Origin of the sequence: Acetobacter sacchari (assembly GCF_017377715.1) — a bacterium.
Taxonomy (GTDB): Bacteria; Pseudomonadota; Alphaproteobacteria; order Acetobacterales; family Acetobacteraceae; genus Acetobacter; species Acetobacter sacchari.
On sequence record NZ_JAFVMF010000025.1, the window covers coordinates 25,667 to 47,295 of the forward strand.

The following is a 21,629-nucleotide window of genomic DNA, read 5'->3' on the forward strand; positions in this document are numbered from 1 at the left end:
TTTTGGCCAACACGCCCTGTCGCCGCACGACGAGATCAGAACGCATCCACGCCCTGTCGCGGCAAATGGCGTTGCCGCTGGCGACGCTCGTCACGCTGAGCGCGTGCTCCCCGGCTGCGCCATTTCTGAAGACTGGAGATGAACTCGCGCATAGCGGTTTCACCGCCCATTACGCCGACACGACCGAACGCTACGCCATGATGAACCTGTTGCCTGCGGGCATGCTGACATACCGACCGACTGCGACAGGGCCGGTTTATCTCTACGCTGATCGGCTCGGGTGCGGCTGCGTCTATATGGGCGGACGTTCTGCGTTCGCAGAATACTCACGCGGACATCAGGCTCCCGCCTACGCCGCCATGACCGCGGAACTCAACCAGCATCCGGGATGGGACTGGAGCGTATGGTCAGGCAACGCTGATCCGGGGCCGTCTCAGCCACGGCATGTCATCGGCGCGGAGTGGTGAGGACGTGCTGGAGCTTTCGCAATCGCCTCTTTGCCGGTAGATTGAAAACAGACCGTCTAAAGAAAAAACAAAAAACAATTACGGGAGAATTTCATGAAATTGAGCGCATTGCTGGGAGTCATGCTCGTTGTCGGCGTCACAGTTTCCGCCGCTCAGGCAGATCCGGCCACGTTCAATACGTATTCAACGGACCCAAACTGGTCCACGCGACTGAACGCAATGTTTGGAAAAACGTCCAAACCAGACTGGTTGAAAAACGCCACGTCATCCGAAGCCGTGTCTGTCACGATGGACGGCAAGCCTTATACCGTGCTGCTTGCATGCAAAAAACATGATTGCGGCAATCATCAACTCGCCATTCTCTTCGACAATGCGGCGATTTATGGCTTGCGCCTTGAGGCTGCGGACGGCAGCCCGAGAGAAACGCTGACGTGGTTCAATATCGGCGGCGGGCCAGAGAGCATCGACGGGAAAACTATCCTTTACGCGGCGATCACTGGCAGTCTTTTCAATCACCCTGAGGCGTTCGCCTTTCCGGTAAAAAAATAGACGCCTCACTCCCCGAGCCAAGGCCCAAAACCCGAGACCGAACGACTTCATTCGGCGACGGCCGCAAAAACCTCAGGGGATGCCGTTTTCTTTTCGAAATACGCATGCGCGTCCCCCCAATGTTTCAATGCCATGATGACGGGCTCCAGAGATCGGCCGCGTTCAGTCAGGCTGTACTCCACTTTGGGAGGCACTTCGGCATAAACCGTCCGCAGCACGAAGCCGTCCTGCTCCAGTTCACGTAGCTGCGCTGTCAACATACGCTGCGTGACGTTCGGCAAAAGCTTGCGAATTGCGTTGAAGCGCAACGTTCCTTGCAGAAGGTGGAAGAGAATGACGCCCTTCCACTTTCCGTCGATCAGTTCGAGCGTCGCCTCCACAGCGCAACCCGGGCTGCAGTCCAGTTGTTTATGGCGGATACGGGGCATGACGGTATCATTTCCGATACTATGGGCGTTATATGTGCGTTCTTGCGGATAGTGATGATAGCGCCCCATCTTCATTTCATACAATGATGGAGCAGAAATCATGCGTGCCGTTGGTTATCAGTCTTCCATGCCAATCGACGCCCCAAACGCTTTGGAGAACATAGAACTTCCGACCCCTACTCCGACCGGACGGGATCTGCTCGTCGAGATTCGTGCGATTTCGGTCAATCCCGTTGACACCAAAGTGCGCCGAAACGCCGCACCTGAATCCGGGCATTGGCGCGTTCTGGGATGGGACGCAGCAGGGATCGTCACGGCGAAAGGATCAGAGGTGCGCGATTTCGCCGTAGGAGACGAGGTGTTCTACGCCGGATCGTTGCCGCGCCCCGGCACAAATGCCGAATTTCATCTCGTCGATGAACGCATCGTGGGACGCAAGCCTGCATCGCTGGACTGGGCGCAGGCGGCGGCCCTCCCTCTGACCGCGATCACCGCCTGGGAAATGCTGTTTGATCGCCTCGATATCCGGCGAACCGTGCCTGGAACGACGCCCTCCCTGCTGATCATCGGCGGCGCAGGCGGCGTCGGCTCGATCGCGATCCAGCTGGCGCGCGTCCTGACGGACGTGACCGTCATAGCCACCGCCTCCCGTCCGGAAACACAGGAATGGGTCCGCAGCCTTGGCGCGCATCATGTGCTCGACCATCGTTCGCCCCTGGCCGCACAGGTCGCAAGTCTTCCGACTGGCGCTCCAGGGTTCGTGTTCTCTACGACCCAAACCGACCAACACTTTGCCGATATCGTGGAACTGCTGGCGCCGCAGGGGCATTTCGGATTGATCGACGATCCGCAGACGCTCGACGCTATGCCGTTCAAGCGCAAGAGTCTGTCGCTCCACTGGGAGTCCATGTTCACTCGCTCGGTGTTCAGCACAGCCGATATGGCCGAGCAGGGAAAGCTTCTGAACGAGGTCTCTGCTCTGGTGGATAGCGGCCGCATCCGCACGACGCTGGGCGAGAATTTTGGCCCGATCAACGCAAGCAATTTGCGTCGGGCTCACGCTCTTATCGAAAGCGGTCAGGCGAAGGGAAAAATCGTTCTCTCAGGCTTCGGCGTGTGAAAGGCGTCAATCATGAGCACAGAACCAACGGATATCGTGCGCCTTTGGTATGCGACCGGCGATGCATCGCTGCTGGCGGATGATATCGTCTGGACCGTTCTTGACACGTTCCCCGAAGGGGGACGCCATGTCGGACGGAGGGCAGTGACCGAACGTTTTTTCCCCGCCGTCAAAAGCCATTTCACAGAATACGCTGCGCTACCCGAGACATTCGTGGTTTGCGGGGAAAACGTCGCGACGTCGGGATTTTATCAGGTGCGCACGAAGCGCGGACAAGCAGGAACTGTCGCTTTTGCGCATTTCTGGACTGTTCGAAACGGCCAGATCGTCGCGCTTCATCAAGTCGCGGACACTGCACGCCTGCAGGACCTTCTACGCAGTGAGGAGGCGGGCTCATGACCACCGACCAACACTCGTCCCTTAAAGGCGTGAAAGGTGATCGCTTCGATCTCAACGCCATCGCGTCATCGTTTCCGGATACGGCCGACACGATGCTGCTGGACACCTATCTGACTGACACGCCGTCACGCAGCATCCGGGTCTTTCGCGTCTACCGCGGCGTCCCTGCGCATTATCACACTCAATGCGACGAAATCCTGCATGTCCTTTCTGGCGAGGGAACATTCTGGATCGACGACCCGGGGACAGAGGCTGCTTTCGCGCCCGGACATCTTCTCGTCTTCCCCCGGCGGGCGGTGCACGCCTTGCCGCGCATACTGCGCTCCCCCATCGTGTTCCTGGCGATCGACGCGCCCCTTCGCGAACAGGACGACGTCACATTCGTCAATCAGGAAGACGGAGCGTCAAAACAGTTTATCGCGGGGATATGACGTCGTGAGAAAAACCATATCCGCGAGCTCCTCACGGCGACGCATTCGATACGCCGCCATGGCGGCCGGGTTCCTCCTTTACGGTTTTTGGGCGCTGAATTCCGGCAATGCCCGGACATCCATTCTGGACGTGCAGGCATCGAGTTCGGCGCTGGACTGGAATGCCGTGGCCATATCTGCGGATCGCGTAATCGTCGCCGGGCCGCGCTGGACCGGTTTTCACGGTCCCTCCGTGGCAATTCTGACAAAGCAAGGCGCTCTGCAAGCATTTCCGACTGTTGAATGGAATGGCTGGAAACCGGGTCTCGACGCCACAAAGCATTTCGTCAACGTGAACGCCCTGCATATCGATCCGGAGGGAACGCTCTGGGTTGTCGACACCGGGACGCCGCAATTTGGCGGACCAACGCTCGTAAACGGCCCGAAACTGGTCAGGCTCGATCCGCAGACGGGAAACGTTCTCCGAATTTACCCCCTGGGTCCAGATGTGGCGCCGCGGGGAAGCTATATCGACGATATCCGCTTCAACGGTCCGCACGCTTATCTGACCGATGCGGGAAAAGGCGCGATTTTAGTGCTTGATATCGCAACGGGCGTCTGCCGACGTGTTCTCGATGGCGTTCCGGCCACACAGGCGCGTCCGGAACGGCCAATCGTCATGGAGGGAGACGTCGTCAAAACCAGCAACGGCGCGCCCCTGCTGGTCAACGCCGACCCTCTGGAAGTCAGCCCTGACGGGCGCTTCCTTTATTTCGGTCCGCTTGAGGGTCCCTGGTCGAAAGTTCCTACCGCGTTATTGGACAACCCGGCGACCCCCGCCGCAACACTTGCCGCATCGGTGGAACCCTGGGCGGATTTGCCGCCGATTGGCGGCAGCGCGATGGACGCGCGGGGCGCACTCTATTTTACGGCCCTGAAGGACAAGACTGTCTATCGGCGTGACCCGGACGGGCGGATAACGCCGCTTGTCTCTGATGATCGTCTGAACTGGGCGGATGCGCCATTTCTTACTCATGATGGACAACTGTGGCTTCCGGTCGCGCAACTCAACAGGCTGCCGCAGTTTCAGCAGGGTCGGTCGCGCGTAGCTCTCCCATTTCTGCTGCTGTCCATGAAAGTGCGCCCCGGCCGATATGGCCAGGCAGCGCCAACTACCGAACGAGGCATCCGTTCAGGCGGTTAGTGAGCCGCACCCGCACGAGCGCGCCGAGAATCGAAGCTCCATCAACATGGGCAATTTGCGCCTGACCCATAGTCGTATCAGCTACGGTCGGGCGAAGGGCAAATCGTTTTCTGGGCCTTCAGAGCGTAAAAGACATTGCTCATTGAGGCTCCAACACGCACTGCTTTTGCGCGTTCCAGCGCCAGAGCGTGTCGTTTGTAAGTTCAGTGTTGCCCCACCACCGATGAATCGGGACATAGTCAGCTATATCGGCCTGCCCCGCCGCCAGACGCAGACCAATGTCCGTCAAACTCAACCGGCGGTTCCGGTGGGCGTCATAGGCCGCCTGTGGAAAGGCCTGACCCGCAACCGGAGCCCGCCTTAGCGGATTTGGCAAAAGCCCACGGATCACAGGCGTTGGCCCCGCCGCCAATTGTTGCAGGCTCTCCTCAACATAGCAGCTACCGAACCGGGGGCCGCCGAGCTCCGCATAGGCGCCATTTACCACAGACGCCCAGTTGGCGTCAGGGTTAAGCGCCTGCGTGACAAGCGCCGCCTGTGTCGCGCTCAGGCCTGTGTCATGCGCCGGAAGCTCGGTGAGCATTTTACGGCCCGCTTGATACAGGAATGGAAGAGCCTCGACTGCGTTTGGCGTCAATTGAGAAAACTGTCGTGGATCCGGCTGACCAAACGCCGACCAGAACCGCCGGGCGGCCTGAATATGATCTTGAGCGAGCCCTATTTTTTTGGGCCTGAGCCGCAGAAGGGCATCCGCACTGATGCTCCCGACTGCGTTACCGGAATGGATCAAACTGACATTACCCGGCACGACGTCGAAGCTACCGAGATAAACAAGAAAATGGACCAGCGTGATCTGTCCACGCACCGTCGGGTCGAACCAGCACTCTACCGCATCAAACTGTTCTATAAATCTAAATAGGCTGCCTTCATGTTTAAAAAACTGTGAATCGGGCTGATCAAAGCCGCTCAGGAGAACGAATTTAGGATGCCTGAGAGGACTCCAGACCTCAAAACAGGACGTTGTGTCCGCTTGTGTTGGCAAAGGGCCGAAGAGCGAGAATGCTGTTTTCTCCGAACCGTCAGTGTCGCGCAGAAGATTGATCGAGCGCTCCGCGTATTGCGCGAGCTTTACATGGCCCATAGTGGAATCGGAGTCGCATAAAAACAGCCTTTTCAGCACTGAGCATTGCCTCCGCTGGCGACCATCTCTCAATCAGGCGTCATAACGATCACGTCATAGAGGAATTCAGACTGCTCCTTACGGCGGGAAATATGGAAGTACTTTCTCGATAACGCTGCGCGAGCACCGCAAGGTCAACGCCGTATGTCTCTCGCCCGGATAGAAGCGCCCGCGCCCCGATCACCGTCCCGGCGCGCGCCGCTCCCTCCAATGACTCAGCTTGATGTATAGCGAAGGCAGCACCAGCAACGTCAGCGCCGTACACGACACGAGGCCACCGATCACGACGGTCGCCAATGGTTTTTCAACCTCCGCCCCTTCGCTCATGGAAAACGCCATGGGAAAGAAGCCCAGGCACGCGACCGAGGCCGTCGCCATGACCGGCCGAAACCGTTCGCGCGCCGCAGTGGTCGCGGCGGAAAAAGCGTCCATACCGTTACGTCGCTTTTCTTTGACCCACGAAATCAACACCACGCCGTTAAGCGTCGCCACGCCGAACAGGGCGATAAACCCGATGCCCGCCGAGATGCTGAAAGGCATTCCGCGCAACCATATCGCGATGACCCCGCCAGTCGCAGCGAAAGGCAGATTGACGAAAACGAGGCCAGCCAACCAGGGATCGCCCAGAGCGAGGATCAGCAGCAGGAAAATCAGTCCCAGCGTTATGGGCACCACGACCGCGAGACGCGCCGATGCAGTCTGGAGGTTCTTGAACTGCCCGCTCCATTCGACCCTGTAGCCGGGCGGAAGCGCCGCGTCCTTCGCAACGGCGGCCTGCGCCGCGCTGACGAACGACGCCAGATCGCGGCCACGCACGTTCGCCTGCACCATCATCCGCCGTTCACCCTGAATGCGACGGATAGCGGCGGGCCCATCGTCGAGCGTGATATGCGCGACCTGCGACAGATCGACGACATGATCGTCCCGTGTCACGACAGGCAACAGCCGGATCTTCTCCAGCGTGTCGCGCGAAGACGGTTCGATGCGGACCTCCGTCGGAATAAGAGCGGCGTCCAGGGAGACAGGCGGCCCGACGTGGCCGCCGATGGACTCCACGACGTCCAGCACCTCGGACGTCGGCACATTCAATCGCGCCACGGCCTGACGATCGACGTCGATATGCAGGTACGGGATTGTCCCCACGTCCTGCGGGGCGACATCGGCGGCGCCGGGAACCGCTGCGATCACCTGTGCGATCTTCGCTGTCAAAGCCGTCAAAACTTTGAGATCTGGGCCATAGACCCCGACCGCGATCTGCGAGCGCACGCCCGATTGCAGGTCGTCCATCCGCATCTGGATCGGCTGGCTCCAGTTGTAGAGCGATCCGGGGTTATACTTCCGCAGCGCCTCGTCGAACGCACGGACAAGTCCCTCCTGCGTGTCCGCCGTCCGCCACTCCGACCGCGGCTTGAGCAGGATATAGGTGTCGGTCTGCTCTCCGCCCTGCGGATCGGTCGGAATTGCGGAAGTTCCGGTGTTGCTGACGAGAGTCCTTATTTCCGGGAAACGTTTCAGCGTGTTTTCAATCGCATCGACCGCGCGAACCGACGCCTCCAGCGATATGCCCGGCAGACGGGTGGAGGTGACGATCAGATCGCCCTCCTGAAGCTGCGGAATAAATTCTCCGCCCAACCGCGTGGCCAGCAGCGCGGACACCGCAAATATCGCCAGCGCCACGAGCGTCACGCGACCTGTGTTCGCGACGCAATAACGCGAAGCCGGCAGAAAGCCGCGACGAAGAAACCCAATCAGGCGCGTGTCATGTCCGGTTTCGTCGTCATGCTCCGCGTCCTCGTGATCCGCCTCTGCGTGGTTTTCGTGCGTCGCAGGCGGTTTCATCAGCATCAGGCACAGGGGCGGCACGCAAACCAGAGCGAAGGCCAGCGACGCCAGAAGTCCGAGAATGACTGTTTCCGCCATGGGCCTGAACATCCGTCCTTCGATCCCCTCCAGAGTAAGGATCGGCAGATAGACGAGGATGATGATCAGAATGGCGAACGTCACCGGGCGGGCGATGAGGCTCACAGTCGCGGCGATTCCTTCAGCGAACGACATCCCGGGCGTGGGCCTGCGACTGAGCACCGTCTCCACGATGACCAGAGCGCTGTCGACGATCATCCCGAAATCGATGGCGCCAAGGCTGAGCAGGTTCGCCGAAATGCCGAGATGATTCATCCCGACCATTGCGACCAGCAGCGAAAAGGGAATGACTGAGATGATGACCAGAGCCGCGCGCCAGTCGCCGATCACCGCCATCAGCACGACGAAGACCAGAGCCGCGCCCATCAACAGGTTGTCGCGCACGGTCATGATGGTGACGTTGGTCAGTGTGGAGCGGCTGTAATAAGGGACCAGCCTTACGCCCTGCGGCAGCGAACGGTTAAGTTCCGGCAGCGCCTTCTTGATTCGCGCCAACGCCTGGCGGGCGTTCGCGCCTTCGCGCAGCAGAACCACGGCGTTGACGATTTCGCCTTCTCCGTCACGCGTCACTGCGCCCAGCCTGGGCAGCCTTCCCTCATGAACGGCCCCGAGATCGCGCACATGGATCGCCTCGCCGTTCGGACCACTACGGACCTCGATCGCTCCCAGTTCGTCGAGGCTGTCGATCAGCGACCGGCCGACGATGACGCGCTGTTCGTCATTATGCTCGATCCATGCGCCGCCGGCCGCCTCGTTGCCGGTATCGACCGCGTCGAACACATCTTCCGCCGACACGCCATACCGCCGCAGCGTCTGGGGATCGAGCTCCACCTCATAAGTCTCGGCCGCGCCGCCGTTGACGTTGACGTCCACGACGCCGGGCACCAACCGGAGTTTCGGCACGACGCTCCACGTCATGATCCTGTTGAGTTCGGCAAGAGACCTGCCGGGACCGAGGATCTGCAAATGCATGATCTCGCCCATGCCCGTCGTCATGGGCCCCATCGAGATCGAGACGTGGTGGATTGGTACGGCGTCCCGCGCTTCCGCCAGTCGCTGGGAGACAAGTTCACGGTCACGATAGATATTGGTGTTGTCGCCGAATTGCAGATAGAGCACCGATACGCCAGTGCGCGACACCGACCGCATTGTGTCGAGCCCGACCACGCCCGAAAGCACGGTCTCGACCGGCAGGGTGACCAGCCGTTCGACCTCCTGCGTCGGCAATCCGGGCGCGCTGACGGAGACCAGCACCTGACGCGGCGATATGTCCGGCACCGGCTCTACGGCCAGTGAACGCAGATCGAACACGCCAACGATCATCAACAGGACCGCCGCGCCGAGAACCGCCCGGCGGCGACTCAACAGACCCAGAACGAATTTCATTGCGACGACGCCGCAGCGTCGGCAGGCGGGTTGAGCAAGGCCTGTGATTTCATTACGAAACTGCCGTCCGTAACCACGACGTCTCCGGTCTTCAGACCGCTGGCGATCACCACCTCCCCGTTCAGAGACGGTCCAACCTCAACATGACGCGCTTCGTAGCTGTCAGGCGCTGTGCGGACGAAGACGCACGGCAACGCCCCCATCATCTGCAGGGCGCTGGAGGGCACGATCTGGCCGGTCACAGTCCCGGCAACAAACAAGCGGGTTCGCACCAGCATGCCCGCTCGCAGGGAGCGGTCCCCGTTTTTCACGAGACTGCGCACCAGCACACGGCGCGTTCCCGGATCGACGCCCCCCTCGATCAGGTCGACTTTGGATTCAATCGCCTTGCGTCCAGTTGCAACGCGCGTTTCCTGCCGGTCACCCACTGACAATCTCGCGGCGTCGGCCTCCGACACCTGGGACACGATCCAGACAGTGCTGAGATCATCGACCTCCACTGGAGCCACCGTGGCGTTCGACACGTCACCGCCAACGGTGACATTGATACGCAGCACCACACCGTCGACAGGCGATATGACGCTTGACACGATCCCCTGCGCACGTTGCGTCGGCGAAGAGAAGCGGGCCATTCGCTCAGTCTCATTCTGCACCATCGAACGCCGCTGAGCGACCATCGCCCGGGCGTCGGCCAGCCGGGCCTTGCGCCGTTCGGCTTCCCCCGCCGACACGACCCCGCCGCGCAGGGCGCTCGCGCGCTTCCACGCGAGCGCTGCATCCTGCTCGAGCGCCTCCGCCTGCTGCAGCGCCGCCTGCGCGCCGAGCAGCTTCTGCTTCTCGTCGCTCAGGCTGAAATCGTCGTAGGTCAGCAACGCCTCGCCACGACGAACGATCTGCCCCGGACTCACCAGCACTTCCCGGACGCGCCCGGCGCCGACCGGGTGAATCCTGCTGATGCGTCTTTCGTCCGCTGCGATATAGGCTTGGGCGTCGATGTGCGGCGCGATTGCGCCTGACCGCGCTGCCGCCGTGTTGATCCCAAGGGTCTTCAGCGCCTCCGGGGCGATCATCACGGGCTTTGTCGGCCAATCTCCCTGCGCCAGAGCCCGCCCCGGAGCTACGCCTCCAAACATCGCGCTCAGAGCGCAGAGAAGCGCTACGCACGGGAACGATCCAGTTCTCATGGCGTCTGTCCGGTCATGAGGAGTATTCGGACAAGAGCGGATCTCCACAACACATCGGCCTGCGTCGCACGTTGGTTTGCGTCCAGTTCCGCACGTCTGGCGCGGAGATATTCGATAACCGGCGTCTCTCCGACGCTCCATGCCTTGCCTAGCTGGGCGGCCCGCGCGCTCAACGCCTGTTGCGTGGCCCGCGCATGCCCCAGGACCACGAGAGCAGAAGACATTCGCGCTTCAGCCTGCCGATATTCAACGGCGACCTTTCGGCGCGCCAGCTCCGCGTCCCGGTTCGCAGCGCCCATGGCGCTCACGCCCTTCATCAGCATCGGCACGTTTCGCGCAGAGCTTGGCAGGGCGGTCTGGAACTGCACGCCGAACTGCGTGTCCCACGGACTTCCGTACTGCTCCTGCCGGGATAGAGACACGCCGATTTCCGGATTGGGCATGTATGACCGCTTCGCAAGGTCGTAAGACGCCTTCGCGCTGCCCACGAGCGCATCAGCCAGTTCGATCCGGGGATCGTTGCGGGGGTCGAGCTTCTGCACGCGTGCCGCCAGAAGGCGGCCGTCAAGCGCCATCAGGTCCGGAATTTCGTCCGTTCCCGTCAGAGTCAGCAATTCCGCACGCGCGGTCTCTATCCGTTGCTCCCTGTCAGGAATTTGGCCCGCTACGTCTTCCCGCTCAGCCACGATCGCCTCGTGATCGGAGGCGGCGATCTCTCCGGTTCTCAGCGCCTTCTGCGACGCGGACAGGGTCTGGTCGAGCAAACCCTGAGTCGACCGAAGGTTGGCGATCTCCCGCCGCAGCGCGACGGCGGCGCTGGTAAGGTCAAGCACCCGGACAGCCATCAGAAGACGCTGGACCTTCAGGCGCGAACGCGCGACGGACTCGTCCGCCTGCGCATTGCGAACGCTTGCGGAGCCCTGTCCCGGCAACCAGAGCGGCATGCTCACGCTGCCCTGATACGTCGTGTATCCGACCTTGCTGCCTATGAAATGGTCATCGAGGTATTCGCCGCTGAGAACCGGACCGGAGGGAAACCACGCGTCAAGCGCGCTGGCGGATTTATGCGCGGCGTTTGCGTCCGTCTGGCTGGACCGCGCTTCCGGATCAGCGCTCCAGGCCGCGATGATGGCCTCGTGCATGCTTTCCGCCCGGCCAACCGGCGTCGAAAAAGCAAGTGCGACGATGGGCGTCGCGACGCAAAGAATGCGGGGGACAAGCGCAAGGGCGCGACCATGTGCCGCCGCAAGGGCGGGCAAGCGCTCTTTCGATCTCATGTCTTCTTTTTGCATACCCGGCAGGATCATGAATTACAAAGTATGTTTTAGCATTAAAATATTTTCAATAAAAAGAACACTGCAATCGAGATCACGAAATGCGCCGAATATGCGACTCATACGAAAATTTTTATCTTTAATTTCAAAAATTGATATTTTTTTCGTTGAAAACATACAGTCAATTTCGTTGATTTCTAAGTTATTTAAACAAATACTAAAAAAAATTACCGAAAATATCAGACTTTAATCTTTCTCCACCCAGCCAGCAGCCCAAAGCATGCAGTATTTCGCTCCCTGACATGAAAGAAAAACCCACCAGGGAAGAGTTCCGTCCGAATTGGAAACATTCTATCGTCCCAGCCCCGGCTTCGTCGACCAATCGCTCCCCGGGGGCGCGTTTTCATAAGGTCAGGATCTCATCGCAATGTCGTTCATCGCCGACCGTCTGAACAAGGTAAGCCCCAGTCAGACCATCGCCATTACGGCCAAAGCGCAGGCGCTCAAGGCCGAAGGCCGCGACGTCATCAGCCTGTCGGCAGGCGAGCCGGATTTCGACACGCCGGAGAACATCCGCGCCGCAGCGATCCGGGCCATCGAAACCGGCCAGACCAGATACACCCCCGTCCCCGGAACCCCTGCCCTTCGCGCAGCCGTGGCCGAACGTTTCCGACTGGACTCCGGCCTTGACTACACCCCGGAGGAGATCATCGTCTCGACCGGCGGCAAGCAGGTCATTTACAACGCGATGGTCGCGACCCTGAATCCCGGCGACGAAGTGATCATCCCTGCGCCGGGGTGGGTGTCCTACCCGGATATCGTGGCGCTGGCGGACGGCAAGCCGGTCATCGTTCCCTGTCAAGAAAAGAACGGCTTCAAGCTGACCGCGGAAGAGCTTGAAGCGGCAATCACGCCGAAGACCAAGTGGCTCATCCTTAACTCCCCCTGCAACCCGTCGGGCGCCGCCTATGCGGCTGAAGATCTGCGCCCGCTCTGCGACGTGTTGCTTCGTCACCCGAATGTCTGGGTTCTTACGGACGATATCTACGACAAGCTTGTCTACGACGGCTTCAAGCCCGCCACCGTCGTTCAGGTCGAGGCAAAGCTTCGCAGCCGGACGGTCACAATGAACGGCGTCTCGAAGGCCTACGCCATGACCGGATGGCGCATCGGCTTCTCCGGCGCGCCGCTCGAAATGACCCGCGCCATGAACAAGCTTCAGGGGCAGTCGACCTCCAACCCCTGCTCCATCGCGCAGGCGGCGGCGCTCGAAGCTCTGACCGGACCGCAAGATTTCATCGAGGGAATGCGTGAGACCTATCGGGAACGGCGCGATTTGGTCGTCTCGATGCTCAATCAGGCGGCTGGCCTGACATGCAGCCGCCCCGAAGGCGCGTTCTATGTATTTCCGTCGATGTCCGGCTGCATCGGCAAGCGCACGGAATCGGGAAAGCTGATCGACACGGACGAGGCATTCGTGACGGCGCTTCTGGATGACGAAGGCGTGGCAGCCGTCCATGGCTCCGCGTTCATGTATCCGGGCTATTTCCGCGTCTCCTATGCAACCGACACAGAGAGCCTGCGCGACGCGTGCGAGCGCATCCAGCGTTTCTGCGCCGGACTTCGGTGACGATGAGCGGCGGGACAAACGGGGCGGTCCCGCGCCCCGGTCTGGCGGCGCGTCTGGACGGACTGCCTGCATCGGCGACCATCGAGATGGCCCGACGGGCGCGAGAACTGCGCGCCGCAGGGCATAAAGTGATCTCCCTCGCCCTCGGCGAACCGGATTTCCCGACGCCCCCCGCCGCAATCGAAGCCGCTCACGCGGCCGCGCTCGCGGGCGACACCAAATACCCGCCTGTCGACGGAACCCCGGCGCTCAAGGCCGCAGTGGCGCGCAAGTTCGCGCGCGAGAACGGTCTCGACTACGCGCCGGACGAGTTGATCGTCAGCAACGGCGGCAAGCAGATCATCTTCAACGCCTTCATGGCGACCATCGATCCGGGCGACGAGGTCGTCGTCCCCGCGCCCTACTGGGTCAGCTATCCGCTGATTGCGCGGATGCTGGGCGGCGTTCCGGTGCATCCGGTCTGCGACGAGAGCGACGGTTTCAGCCTGCGCGCCGATCGGCTGGCGCAGGCGCTTACCCCGCGCACCAAATGGCTGGTGCTGAACTTCCCGAACAACCCCAGCGGCGGCGTCTGCACCGAAGAAGAACTGCGCGCCATCGCCTCGGTCCTGCGCGACTTCCCGAATGTCTGGATTCTGTCTGACGAGATCTATGAGCATCTTGTCTTCGACAACCGGCGCTTCACGTCCTTCGCAGCAGTAGCGCCCGACCTGCGTGATCGCATCCTGACGATGAACGGCGTCGCCAAGGCCTACGCCATGACCGGATGGCGCGTCGGCTACGCGGGCGGTCCGCGCGATTTGATCGCCGCCATGCGCACGGTGCAGGGTAACGCAACCTCGGGCGTCTGCACCGTGGCGCAGGCCGCCGCAGCAGCAGCGCTCGACGGCCCTGAAGACCTGATTGGCGTCATGCGCGCGACCTACGCAAAAAGGCGCAAGGCCGTCGTGGAGGCGTTGCGCGCCATTCCCGGCATTACCTGCGCGATGCCGTCCGGCGCGTTCTATGCCTATCCCGGCGTGGAGGGATGCCTTGGCAAGACCACTCCCGATGGACACGTGATCGCAACCGACGCCGATTTCGCGCTGGCGTTGCTTGATCGCGCGCATGTCGCGACGGTTCCCGGATCGGCGTTCGGTCTGTCGCCGTATCTGCGGCTGTCCTGCGCGACCGGCGATGCGGAGCTTGAAGAGGCGTGCAGGCGTATTGCCGGGTTTGTTGCTTCGTTGAGGTAGGAGAGGTCTGCTTTCGCCCTTCATCTCGGGCATTCAAGCATTCGTGGCAGCTGTACGAAAGCGGACATTGCTAAGCGAAATGTAATAGACTGACTTTGGGATAAAGCCATCCTTCCCCGTTTCAATCGCGAACGTCAAATTTCAAAAGCAGCAAACGCGGCCGGTTCAGTCGGTCGGCGCGGCGGGTGCTGTCACATCAGCTTCTGGGCTGTAGGTTGCCCCGCAAGAGCGCTCCCCATGCCGTGTGGTTGTACTTCTGGTTCCCGCTGAGCTTCCGCTTGATCGAGGAGATGCTGCTCGAGCGCGGGATTGTCGTGTCGTATGAGACGATCCGCCGTTGGAGCGGGAAGTCCGGGACGGCGTTTGCTCGCAGGGCTCGCCGCAGGCGCGCCATCGATCAAGGCGGCTCCGTTCTCGATGAAATCCTGCAGACACGACGCAATACGAAAGCGGCGAGACGGTTGTTGACGCGGCTTCTATGAAGCAGGGCGCCAGACCAAAACGCATGATTACAGACAAACTGAAATCATACGGAGCAGCCAAGCGTCAGGTCATGCCGCGTGTGGAACACCGATCTCACAAAGGCCTGAACAACAGGGCGGAGAACTCCCATCTGCCGCTGCGAAAGCGCGAACGCGCCGTGCAAAGGTTTGGATCACCAGGAGGTTATCAGCGCTTTGTCTCGGTATTTTCCGCCGTCCGTAATCTGTTCGTCCCACCAGCCTGGATCGACTACGCCATCTCCCGACATTTGCACCGCATCAGGGCGTTCGCACAATGGAATGGTGCGAACGCTCTCCCTGCCTGAATAACCCGCTAAAAACCTCTAAATACCCAAGCTCGGTTAATGTGACAGCACCCAAGACCGGGCGCTGCTCGAAAACAGGCTCTCCCGCTTCTCGGCGTCCGGGCGCGCGTCACCGGTGACGCCCGACGCTACGAGGCCGAGCTACCGAGCCTTCTGAAGCACGGGTTCTGGCGCGGAGGATTCACGAACTATCAAGACGGCTCGTCGCGTAATCTATTACTCGGTCGGCATCTTATCTCCGCTGTGGCAACAACGCGGAAATATCCGGGCGCCCTTCAAAGCAGAAATATCCGCGTTTGCGTGCCCACCGCATGATTAATACTAAGCCTGAGCTTTCGTATAAGACGACAAGCAGAAGGATTGTCCACCGCCGTTTAAGGGGTAAGTCCTAAGCATAAACGCGTTGAACCACCGGAGCATCTTATCCATGCTGTCAAATGTGAATTCCCCAAAGTTGGGGTCCATGAAACCAAGACGGCTGCCGGTCATCAAAAACGCAACAGCGTGACCAGCCGTCTGCCGTTGCATTGTGCCACCCCAATAAATTTGCAGCACAGTGTAAGGACCTGTCATACTTTTCACGGCCGTAAAAATGCCAACCGGCGTGTATCGCTGGTTCAGTCGTTCTACCTTGTTTGCAGGCTTCAACCCACCCTTGAGCATAGCTTTATCGATCTGAGATGCAGCATCCCCCCAGAACTGCTTATGGATCACACCTTGCCGCGCCATAATGAAGCGAATGGCCGGCGTCACCTCGGGACGCAGCCTTAGCCTGCCTCTGCTATCGAAGTCCCAGATGTTACTACGCTGCGAATTCTGGATCAGCCATTGGATTGCCATACCTAGACACCACCCATTGGCGGTCAACTCGTAGCCGAGCGCTTCAGGGTCTTGCGCCTGCTGATAGTCGATCTCGGCATAAGCGCCTTGAGCGTGGCAGAGGTTCACAAGCCAAGGATCCATTAGAGTCATCCCAAAAAAAAGAGACGTTGCCATTGTATTTGGCACGAGCGTAGCGAGGAGTGGCCACTCAGCCCTCCGATACCCAGAAATCTAGGCCGTGAACTTACTATGTGAAACTTGAGATGAAAATTATCGCCGTGTGAATTCAGGTTACAAATGCAATGAAACCGAATTCACAACTTGGCGTAATACTTGAACGCAGCGAATGACAGCTTCCGGTCAAGCCTTACCGATAACCGACATTCCGTTCTCCCGCCCTTGCCGTTCCAAGTATTCCCACCTTGTATGAAACCCCAACATCCCAGACTTTGTAACGGGCGTTGTTTTTTGACCATATAAGCGGGGACAGCAACAATGAAAAATTGGACGGTTCACTGGTTGGGCGCGTCTGGGAACCTCGACGACTATCACACTATTATGATGGATGCACTTCAATCGGCCTATACTGCTTTGTCGCACCATGTTCAGATACCCGAAATAGATGTCCTTATTCAACGCGCGGTTGGTCACACTATTCCGGAGCTTGGCATTTCAGGTCGAGCCTACAGGGCTAGCTTATTCGCCCTGAGCTTTGATCCTGATAATCCGAACCTTGCGAACAGCCTTCTTAATGGAGCTCTAGCACGCCAAATCGTACATGAGGTTCACCACTGCCTCAGAATGGCAGGCCAAGGATACGGCAAGACTTTTGGCGAAGCGCTGGTCAGTGAAGGGTTGGCTGGTCGTTTCGTCCAGCATGTACTGCAGTCGCAGCCCGAACCATGGGAAGCCGCAGTTCCCATCTCGATACTGCAGGCCTTTATGGTGAAGAAAAGCGCGCTTTCGGACGCTAGGTATGACCACGCGCGTTGGTTTTTTGGGAGAGGGTTGATCCCGAGGTGGTTTGGTTACACGCTTGGTTATGAGATCGTGGGTGAGTGGCTAAACACTACCTGCGCTGATACAGTCGATTGGATCAACGTAGCTGCCGATGTTCCCATCACAGCCGCAATCAAAAGTGGATTAATTTCTACAGATTAAGTGTCAGGGCGATAGACTGAACGGCGATCGGCAAAGTCAGGGCGTTGCCGAATGTCTGCTTGTTGATAGCAAGTGGTAAAAAGCAGACTGTCGCAATCCCCCCATTGTCGTCGTTCAGCACGTGACCGCGTGGTCCCCGAAGCTGGCATAGGCCTTCCAGCCACCTTATATTGGTGATTGCGATAATTCCGGACTGAGCGGTCAGTGCGTCAAATTCGCGCTGACGCCTACACGGTCAGCCGCAGCATTCAAACGCCTGTCACGTGTCCATATCTTTGCTCCGACCGTTAAAGCCGTTGCCGCCAAAAGGTGAGCATCCACGTAACCAATCCCAAGCCCGAAAAGAGCGTGCCGGTCAATATAGGCTTGGACCTCATCATCGCTGGCAACCAGCGCCGATGGCAATCCTCGTAGCGAGTCCAAGATGACGTCCCGTTGCTTGAGGCTCCCCAACGCAAGCTCCCCGATAACAAATGGATGACCGAGGATCTTCCGACGTACCAGTAGCACGGAAAGCCTCTGATCAGTTTGACGCAGATGATCAATCCAGACCGAGGTATCGACCAAAATCATGTAGGGTCGGTTCGACGGCGAGACCCTGCACTCGCTCCTGGTTCACTGCCGCCGAGGCGTGCCAAACGTGCGGCGCTTTCTCGCTCGATAAGAGCTTTCAACGCCTCTCGGATCAGCGACGATTTTTCAGTTAAGCCCGTATAAGATTGGGCTTTCGCGATAAGGTCGTCATCAAGAGCCACTGTTGTCCGCATAACCCGCCTCCTCACCATAGGCACAAAAAATGGCACATATCCGTGGCTATTTCAATGCCCACCCTAAAGGCTTCTCGGCCATATCCCCCCCATAGCGGCTACAAAGGTCACGGGTGCTGTCACATTAACTTTGGGGCTGTAAGATTGCCTGCATGAGCGTTTCCCCTGTCAGCTACAAACGTCACCGTTTTCCGCGCGAACTGATAGCACATGCTGTGTGGCTGTATTTCCGGTTTCCTCTGAGCTTTCGGCTGATCGAGGAGATGCTGCTCGAACGCGGGATTGTCGTTTCGTATGAGACGATCCGCCTGTGGAGCCTGAAATTCGGAGCGGCGTATGCGCGCAGGCTGCGCCGTAAACCGGCGAGGCGCGGAGACATCTGGCATCTCGACGAAGTCCCGATTATGATTGGCGGCAGGCCGTACTGGCTGTGGCGGGCCGTCGATCAGGACGGTTACGTTCTCGATGAAATCTTGCAGGCGCGGCGCAACACGAAGGCCGCGAGACGCCTCCTGACCCGATTGTTGAAGAAGCAGGGCGCTCGTCCCCAAAGGATGATCGCCGACAGGTTGAAATCATACGGGGCGGCCAGACGTCAGGTGGAGGGTTCGAAGAACCGTTGGTTGATGTGCCTTGGCTCTGATTTTAAGCTTTTGGCGTGCTGATTGACGGTTCCTAGGGTCGCTTTCGATCTGCGTTTTGAACAGATCGGGGGCTGCCACCCGCAAGATTGCTACGCAGCGCTACTGATCTGTTTCAGGAAGAGAAAACGGCGCATGTTGTAGACGATATTGGCCAGGCCGATCCTCATGGTGGCCCGGGTGATACCGACAGTTCGGATGAACAATCCCATCTGTGATTTCTGATCAACAAAGACATGCTCGACACGCGAGCGGACCACCGACTTCCCCGCGTTGGACCGCTGGATATGGCGGGGCATGGGCTTGAGATGCGGCTTTTTCCTGTGGACTTTCGAGACAAAGCCATACTTTCCCATGAAGTCTTCATTGGCTTTGGAGCGGTAGGCTGTGTCGGCCCAGACCGTTGAGGCTGTATTGGTTTTATCCAACAGGCCCTCGCGTAGTCTGGCGCCGTCGCTGGCAGCGGCATCCGTTGTCTTCCATTTGCGGATCAGCCGATATTTCCGATCGATGGAGACGTGCGATTTATAGCCAAAGAACGGGATGGCCAGATCTGTTGCGGGCATACTCCCGTCCTCCTGTCGCTTCGCCTTCGTAAACTTCAGCGTCCATCGTGCATGACGATCCTTGTGGGACAGCTTTGACGGCTTGTCCTGCCAGTCCTGTGGGATCCGCCCTTCACGAAGATACTCTTTCTCCGCGTTGGTATTGCGCTGCTTTGGAGCCGCTACGAGTGTGGCATCCAGGATCTGGCCTGACATCGGCAGGTAACCAGCGCTCCGCAGGGTCGCGTCAAAGCAATTGAACAGGCCATCAATCGCACCCGCCTGGGTCAGGCGTTCCCTGAACAGTCAGATGGTTCTGGCATCAGGCACACAGTCCGACAGCCCCAAGCCTAAAAAGCGCATGAAGGAGAGACGATCATTGATCAGGTATTCCGTCCGTTCATCGGACAGATTGTTCAGCGTCTGGATCACCAGAATTTTGAACATCAGCACCGGATCAAATGGCGGTCGTCCGCCCTTGCTTCCATCGGAATACGCCAGGGCCTTTTCCAGATTAGGACGGAACGCTTCAAAATCCACAATCCGGGAAAACGCTTCGAGCTGATCGCCAAGCCCGCTCAATCGAGTAAGCCGCTCTTCAACATCAAAGAAACCCGGCTGCTTCATGATCCATGCCCCAATCAACTAAGAGCGCCTTTCAAAACCACGTTTTGAGTGCTCGGAAACATATGAGCGAGCATGCGATTATGGTGAACGCCAGATGGATGTCGGCCCTTCGTTCGTAGCGGACGGTGAGGCGTCGGAAACGTGAGATCCAGGCGAATGTGCGCTCGACGACCCAGCGATGCTTCCCGAGATGTGAGCTGCTTTCGACGCCTTTTTTCGCAATGCGGTGTCTGATCCCACGGCGGGAACACGCCATACGGCAGCGTTTGTAATCATAGCCTTTGTCGGCGTGAAGCTTTCCAGGGCGCCGGCGTGGCCTCCCATTCTTCCCCTGAATGGGAGGCAGGGCATCCAGCAGAGGCTCAAGTATCCTGCTGTCATGGACATTCGCCCCAGACAGCAGAACAGTCAGCGGAATACCCTGTCGATCAGTGACGATATGGCGCTTCGTGCCGGGTCTGCCGCGATCCGTGGGGTTCGGACCGGTCGTTTCACCCCCCCTTTTTGCTGCAATGGACGCGCTGTCCATGCAGGCCCGGCTCCAGTACAACTTGATGCAGGCGGGTCAGTAACACCCGATGAAGCTTGTCCCAAACTCCAGCAATTTGCCAATCCCGCAGACGCCGCCAGCACGTCACCCCGGAGCCACATTCCATCTCGCGAGGAAGCATCTCCCATGGAATGCCGGTCAGAAGAACGAACAGTATCCACGTCAATGCTGACCGGTCGGAAAGACGGGGGCGTCCACCTTTTGGACGTGGAGGAATATCAGGAAGGAGCGGTTCAATAATCGCCCAGAGTTCATCGGAGACAAGAGGTGGAGCCATACAGCCTCATCCCTCATTCAGGCACATAGTACAAGGGTTTTGAAAGGCCCTCTAAGGGGAAATGGAATCACACAGAAAGCCTCAAAACCAGAGGTTTTTCGAACCCTCCAGCTGCACGACGTGGAAACTCCCGAAGGGGAGCCGGTCTATCGGGAGCGATCGGGAGACTACCGCATCCCGTATGTGGTAAGGCAGGGTTTCCACGCCGAGGTTGTGATCCTCGATATCGACAATCGGAAGGACGTGTATCGGATGCCGAAGACGAACTCCGAACCCGCCGACGAAATGCGGATGAAGCAGGGCGATTTTGACGACATCATGCGCAACGCGCTTGGCGTCTCGCCACCGGCCAAGAACGATGACGAGCCGGAACCCGCCAAGCGACTAAGCGCCTACCCTCCGAAGAAGCGCGACCGCTAGACGAATACACCCCGCTCTACGCGACGTAGGCGTGTCGTCTGCGTTGGTGTCGTCAAGTGCATAATCGCCGATTGAACAAATCTTCATTCGGCCTTCTGTACGGCCCAGCCTGTTTCGCGCAGCGGAAAGGAAAGGGCGATCGCAATGACGATGCCGATGATCAGCGGCATGAAGGCATGTCGATAATCCGCCATCGACAGGTCCACGCCCTTGTGCATGAGGGACGAGACGAGTGGTGACATGACCCCGGTTGTTCCAAACACGAGGAAGTTCATAACACCGGCCGCCGTTCCCTTGACCTCAGGCGGGTTAGCTTCTTTCATTGAAGAGAACGGAATCATAGCGGCGCCCGAGGCAACGCCCATGACGAGCGCCACTATGTATTTTGGCATTACACCGACCGGAACGTACAGGGCGCACAAACTGGCGGCCAGAAGAACCACCGCGCCACCGATCAGTACAGGTTTGCGACGTCCGATCTTGTCGGATATCCACCCCAACAGCGGGCAACCGATCACCCAGCCGATGGGCACCATCGACACGTCCGAAGCCGCAAACGCCATGCTGGTGTGTTCACCACCGCTCAGCATCGACGCCCCCCAGCCAAGCGCGCCAATGGTGGTCG

Annotated in this window: 20 protein-coding genes and 4 pseudogenes; 13 read left to right on the plus strand and 11 right to left on the minus strand. The window is 59.1% G+C overall.

The genetic code is table 11. The annotated features are described in order from the left end of the window. Positions 1-2: 2 nt before the first annotated feature. Both J2D73_RS17530 and J2D73_RS17535 read left to right on the plus strand, forming a co-directional pair. Positions 3-467 carry a hypothetical protein gene (locus J2D73_RS17530; RefSeq protein ID WP_243430067.1) on the plus strand — a complete coding sequence of 155 codons (465 nt, stop codon included), beginning with the start codon at positions 3-5 and terminating at the stop codon, positions 465-467. A gap of 93 nt (positions 468-560) precedes the next feature. Further along, positions 561-1,016, plus strand: a complete 456-nt coding sequence (locus J2D73_RS17535; protein WP_207883456.1) for an Ivy family c-type lysozyme inhibitor — start codon at positions 561-563, stop codon at positions 1,014-1,016. Positions 1,017-1,063: 47 nt separating this feature from the next. Here J2D73_RS17535 and J2D73_RS17540 read toward each other — a convergent pair whose 3' ends face one another. After that, the gene (locus tag J2D73_RS17540) at positions 1,064-1,444 is read right to left on the minus strand and encodes a winged helix-turn-helix transcriptional regulator (RefSeq protein WP_207883458.1); all 381 of its coding nucleotides are present in this window, start codon (positions 1,442-1,444) and stop codon (positions 1,064-1,066) included. Positions 1,445-1,544: 100 nt separating this feature from the next. On the opposite strand from J2D73_RS17540, the gene J2D73_RS17545 reads away from it, so the two are divergent. Genes J2D73_RS17545 through J2D73_RS17560 form a run of 4 tightly spaced genes read left to right on the plus strand, consistent with a single transcriptional unit; the run spans position 1,545 to position 4,577 of the window. Continuing rightward, positions 1,545-2,564 carry a zinc-binding alcohol dehydrogenase family protein gene (locus J2D73_RS17545; protein WP_207883460.1) on the plus strand — a complete coding sequence of 340 codons (1,020 nt, stop codon included), beginning with the start codon at positions 1,545-1,547 and terminating at the stop codon, positions 2,562-2,564. Between the two features lie 12 nt (positions 2,565-2,576). Further along, positions 2,577-2,963: a nuclear transport factor 2 family protein gene (locus J2D73_RS17550; protein WP_207883462.1), complete on the plus strand. Its 387-nt coding sequence runs from the start codon at positions 2,577-2,579 to the stop codon at positions 2,961-2,963. After that, the gene (locus J2D73_RS17555) at positions 2,960-3,394 is read left to right on the plus strand and encodes a cupin domain-containing protein (RefSeq protein WP_207883464.1); all 435 of its coding nucleotides are present in this window, start codon (positions 2,960-2,962) and stop codon (positions 3,392-3,394) included. Before J2D73_RS17550 ends, J2D73_RS17555 begins: the two co-directional genes overlap by 4 nt. Before the next feature lie 4 nt (positions 3,395-3,398). Then, a complete protein-coding gene (locus tag J2D73_RS17560; protein WP_341535123.1) occupies positions 3,399-4,577 on the plus strand; it encodes an L-dopachrome tautomerase-related protein in 1,179 nt (392 codons plus the stop codon). Between the two features lie 139 nt (positions 4,578-4,716). On the opposite strand, the gene J2D73_RS17565 is transcribed toward J2D73_RS17560, so the two are convergent. Next, a complete protein-coding gene (locus J2D73_RS17565; protein WP_207883466.1) occupies positions 4,717-5,160 on the minus strand; it encodes a hypothetical protein in 444 nt (147 codons plus the stop codon). Here J2D73_RS17565 and J2D73_RS17570 point away from each other — a divergent pair. Next, positions 5,137-5,496, plus strand: a complete 360-nt coding sequence (locus tag J2D73_RS17570) for a hypothetical protein (RefSeq protein WP_207883467.1) — start codon at positions 5,137-5,139, stop codon at positions 5,494-5,496. The two genes, J2D73_RS17565 and J2D73_RS17570, sit on opposite strands and share 24 nt — an antisense overlap. Positions 5,497-5,937: 441 nt before the next feature. Here the strand turns inward: J2D73_RS17570 and J2D73_RS17575 are convergent, their stop codons facing one another. The 3 genes from J2D73_RS17575 to J2D73_RS17585 are packed head-to-tail and all read right to left on the minus strand — an operon-like array spanning position 5,938 to position 11,524. Further along, positions 5,938-9,063, minus strand: coding sequence for an efflux RND transporter permease subunit (locus J2D73_RS17575; protein WP_207883468.1), 3,126 nt, complete (start codon positions 9,061-9,063; stop codon positions 5,938-5,940). Then, complete coding sequence (locus J2D73_RS17580) at positions 9,060-10,247, minus strand: efflux RND transporter periplasmic adaptor subunit (protein WP_207883469.1); 1,188 nt, start codon at positions 10,245-10,247, stop codon at positions 9,060-9,062. Before J2D73_RS17580 ends, J2D73_RS17575 begins: the two co-directional genes overlap by 4 nt. Further along, a complete protein-coding gene (locus J2D73_RS17585; protein ID WP_207883471.1) occupies positions 10,244-11,524 on the minus strand; it encodes a TolC family protein in 1,281 nt (426 codons plus the stop codon). Before J2D73_RS17585 ends, J2D73_RS17580 begins: the two co-directional genes overlap by 4 nt. Before the next feature lie 424 nt (positions 11,525-11,948). On the opposite strand from J2D73_RS17585, the gene J2D73_RS17590 reads away from it, so the two are divergent. The 3 genes and pseudogenes from J2D73_RS17590 to J2D73_RS17600 all read left to right on the plus strand — a co-directional run bounded on the left by J2D73_RS17590 (position 11,949) and on the right by J2D73_RS17600 (position 15,194). After that, positions 11,949-13,151: a pyridoxal phosphate-dependent aminotransferase gene (locus J2D73_RS17590; protein ID WP_207883473.1), complete on the plus strand. Its 1,203-nt coding sequence runs from the start codon at positions 11,949-11,951 to the stop codon at positions 13,149-13,151. Positions 13,152-13,153: 2 nt separating this feature from the next. Then, the gene (locus J2D73_RS17595) at positions 13,154-14,386 is read left to right on the plus strand and encodes a pyridoxal phosphate-dependent aminotransferase (protein ID WP_207883474.1); all 1,233 of its coding nucleotides are present in this window, start codon (positions 13,154-13,156) and stop codon (positions 14,384-14,386) included. Positions 14,387-14,571: 185 nt separating this feature from the next. Further along, positions 14,572-15,194: pseudogene (locus J2D73_RS17600) on the plus strand (IS6 family transposase). A 321-nt stretch (positions 15,195-15,515) separates the two neighbouring features. Here J2D73_RS17600 and J2D73_RS17605 read toward each other — a convergent pair. Beyond that, complete coding sequence (locus J2D73_RS17605; protein ID WP_207883475.1) at positions 15,516-16,157, minus strand: YopT-type cysteine protease domain-containing protein; 642 nt, start codon at positions 16,155-16,157, stop codon at positions 15,516-15,518. 354 nt (positions 16,158-16,511) lie between these two features. Here J2D73_RS17605 and J2D73_RS17610 point away from each other — a divergent pair, with 354 nt between their 5' ends. After that, the gene (locus J2D73_RS17610; RefSeq protein ID WP_207883477.1) at positions 16,512-17,177 is read left to right on the plus strand and encodes a DUF2268 domain-containing putative Zn-dependent protease; all 666 of its coding nucleotides are present in this window, start codon (positions 16,512-16,514) and stop codon (positions 17,175-17,177) included. A 201-nt stretch (positions 17,178-17,378) separates the two neighbouring features. Here J2D73_RS17610 and J2D73_RS17615 read toward each other — a convergent pair whose 3' ends face one another. Continuing rightward, complete coding sequence (locus J2D73_RS17615; protein WP_207883479.1) at positions 17,379-17,750, minus strand: type II toxin-antitoxin system VapC family toxin; 372 nt, start codon at positions 17,748-17,750, stop codon at positions 17,379-17,381. Further along, positions 17,747-17,962, minus strand: a complete 216-nt coding sequence (locus J2D73_RS21300) for a type II toxin-antitoxin system VapB family antitoxin (protein WP_369334007.1) — start codon at positions 17,960-17,962, stop codon at positions 17,747-17,749. The genes J2D73_RS17615 and J2D73_RS21300 overlap by 4 nt, the downstream gene beginning before the upstream one ends. A gap of 134 nt (positions 17,963-18,096) precedes the next feature. Between J2D73_RS21300 and J2D73_RS17625 the strand changes: the two are divergent. Next, positions 18,097-18,546: pseudogene (locus J2D73_RS17625) on the plus strand (IS6 family transposase); the annotation flags it as partial. A gap of 131 nt (positions 18,547-18,677) precedes the next feature. Here J2D73_RS17625 and J2D73_RS17630 read toward each other — a convergent pair. Together J2D73_RS17630 and J2D73_RS17635 are read right to left on the minus strand one after the other, a co-directional pair. Beyond that, positions 18,678-19,760, minus strand: a pseudogene (locus J2D73_RS17630) (IS5 family transposase). A 28-nt stretch (positions 19,761-19,788) separates the two neighbouring features. Continuing rightward, a pseudogene (locus J2D73_RS17635) lies at positions 19,789-20,584 on the minus strand (IS5 family transposase). A 120-nt stretch (positions 20,585-20,704) separates the two neighbouring features. Between J2D73_RS17635 and J2D73_RS17640 the strand changes: the two are divergent. Beyond that, complete coding sequence (locus J2D73_RS17640; RefSeq protein ID WP_207883483.1) at positions 20,705-21,004, plus strand: type II toxin-antitoxin system RelE family toxin; 300 nt, start codon at positions 20,705-20,707, stop codon at positions 21,002-21,004. An 83-nt stretch (positions 21,005-21,087) separates the two neighbouring features. On the opposite strand, the gene J2D73_RS17645 is transcribed toward J2D73_RS17640, so the two are convergent. Continuing rightward, positions 21,088-21,629, minus strand: a 542-nt coding sequence (locus J2D73_RS17645) for an MFS transporter (protein WP_207883485.1), incomplete at its 5' end; no start/stop codon positions are given.

Coding starts and splice junctions, on each gene's coding strand:
- J2D73_RS17545 (WP_207883460.1), top strand. CDS start 1,545: ATGCGTGCCGTTGGTTATCAGTCTTCCATGCCAATCGACGCCCCAAAC.
- J2D73_RS17615 (WP_207883479.1), bottom strand. CDS start 17,750: ATGATTTTGGTCGATACCTCGGTCTGGATTGATCATCTGCGTCAAACT.
- J2D73_RS17585 (WP_207883471.1), bottom strand. CDS start 11,524: ATGAGATCGAAAGAGCGCTTGCCCGCCCTTGCGGCGGCACATGGTCGC.
- J2D73_RS17595 (WP_207883474.1), top strand. CDS start 13,154: ATGAGCGGCGGGACAAACGGGGCGGTCCCGCGCCCCGGTCTGGCGGCG.
- J2D73_RS17555 (WP_207883464.1), top strand. CDS start 2,960: ATGACCACCGACCAACACTCGTCCCTTAAAGGCGTGAAAGGTGATCGC.
- J2D73_RS17540 (WP_207883458.1), bottom strand. CDS start 1,444: ATGCCCCGTATCCGCCATAAACAACTGGACTGCAGCCCGGGTTGCGCT.
- J2D73_RS17550 (WP_207883462.1), top strand. CDS start 2,577: ATGAGCACAGAACCAACGGATATCGTGCGCCTTTGGTATGCGACCGGC.
- J2D73_RS21300 (WP_369334007.1), bottom strand. CDS start 17,962: ATGGTGAGGAGGCGGGTTATGCGGACAACAGTGGCTCTTGATGACGAC.
- J2D73_RS17590 (WP_207883473.1), top strand. CDS start 11,949: ATGTCGTTCATCGCCGACCGTCTGAACAAGGTAAGCCCCAGTCAGACC.
- J2D73_RS17610 (WP_207883477.1), top strand. CDS start 16,512: ATGAAAAATTGGACGGTTCACTGGTTGGGCGCGTCTGGGAACCTCGAC.
- J2D73_RS17605 (WP_207883475.1), bottom strand. CDS start 16,157: ATGGATCCTTGGCTTGTGAACCTCTGCCACGCTCAAGGCGCTTATGCC.
- J2D73_RS17580 (WP_207883469.1), bottom strand. CDS start 10,247: ATGAGAACTGGATCGTTCCCGTGCGTAGCGCTTCTCTGCGCTCTGAGC.
- J2D73_RS17535 (WP_207883456.1), top strand. CDS start 561: ATGAAATTGAGCGCATTGCTGGGAGTCATGCTCGTTGTCGGCGTCACA.
- J2D73_RS17570 (WP_207883467.1), top strand. CDS start 5,137: ATGCGCCGGAAGCTCGGTGAGCATTTTACGGCCCGCTTGATACAGGAA.
- J2D73_RS17565 (WP_207883466.1), bottom strand. CDS start 5,160: ATGCTCACCGAGCTTCCGGCGCATGACACAGGCCTGAGCGCGACACAG.
- J2D73_RS17575 (WP_207883468.1), bottom strand. CDS start 9,063: ATGAAATTCGTTCTGGGTCTGTTGAGTCGCCGCCGGGCGGTTCTCGGC.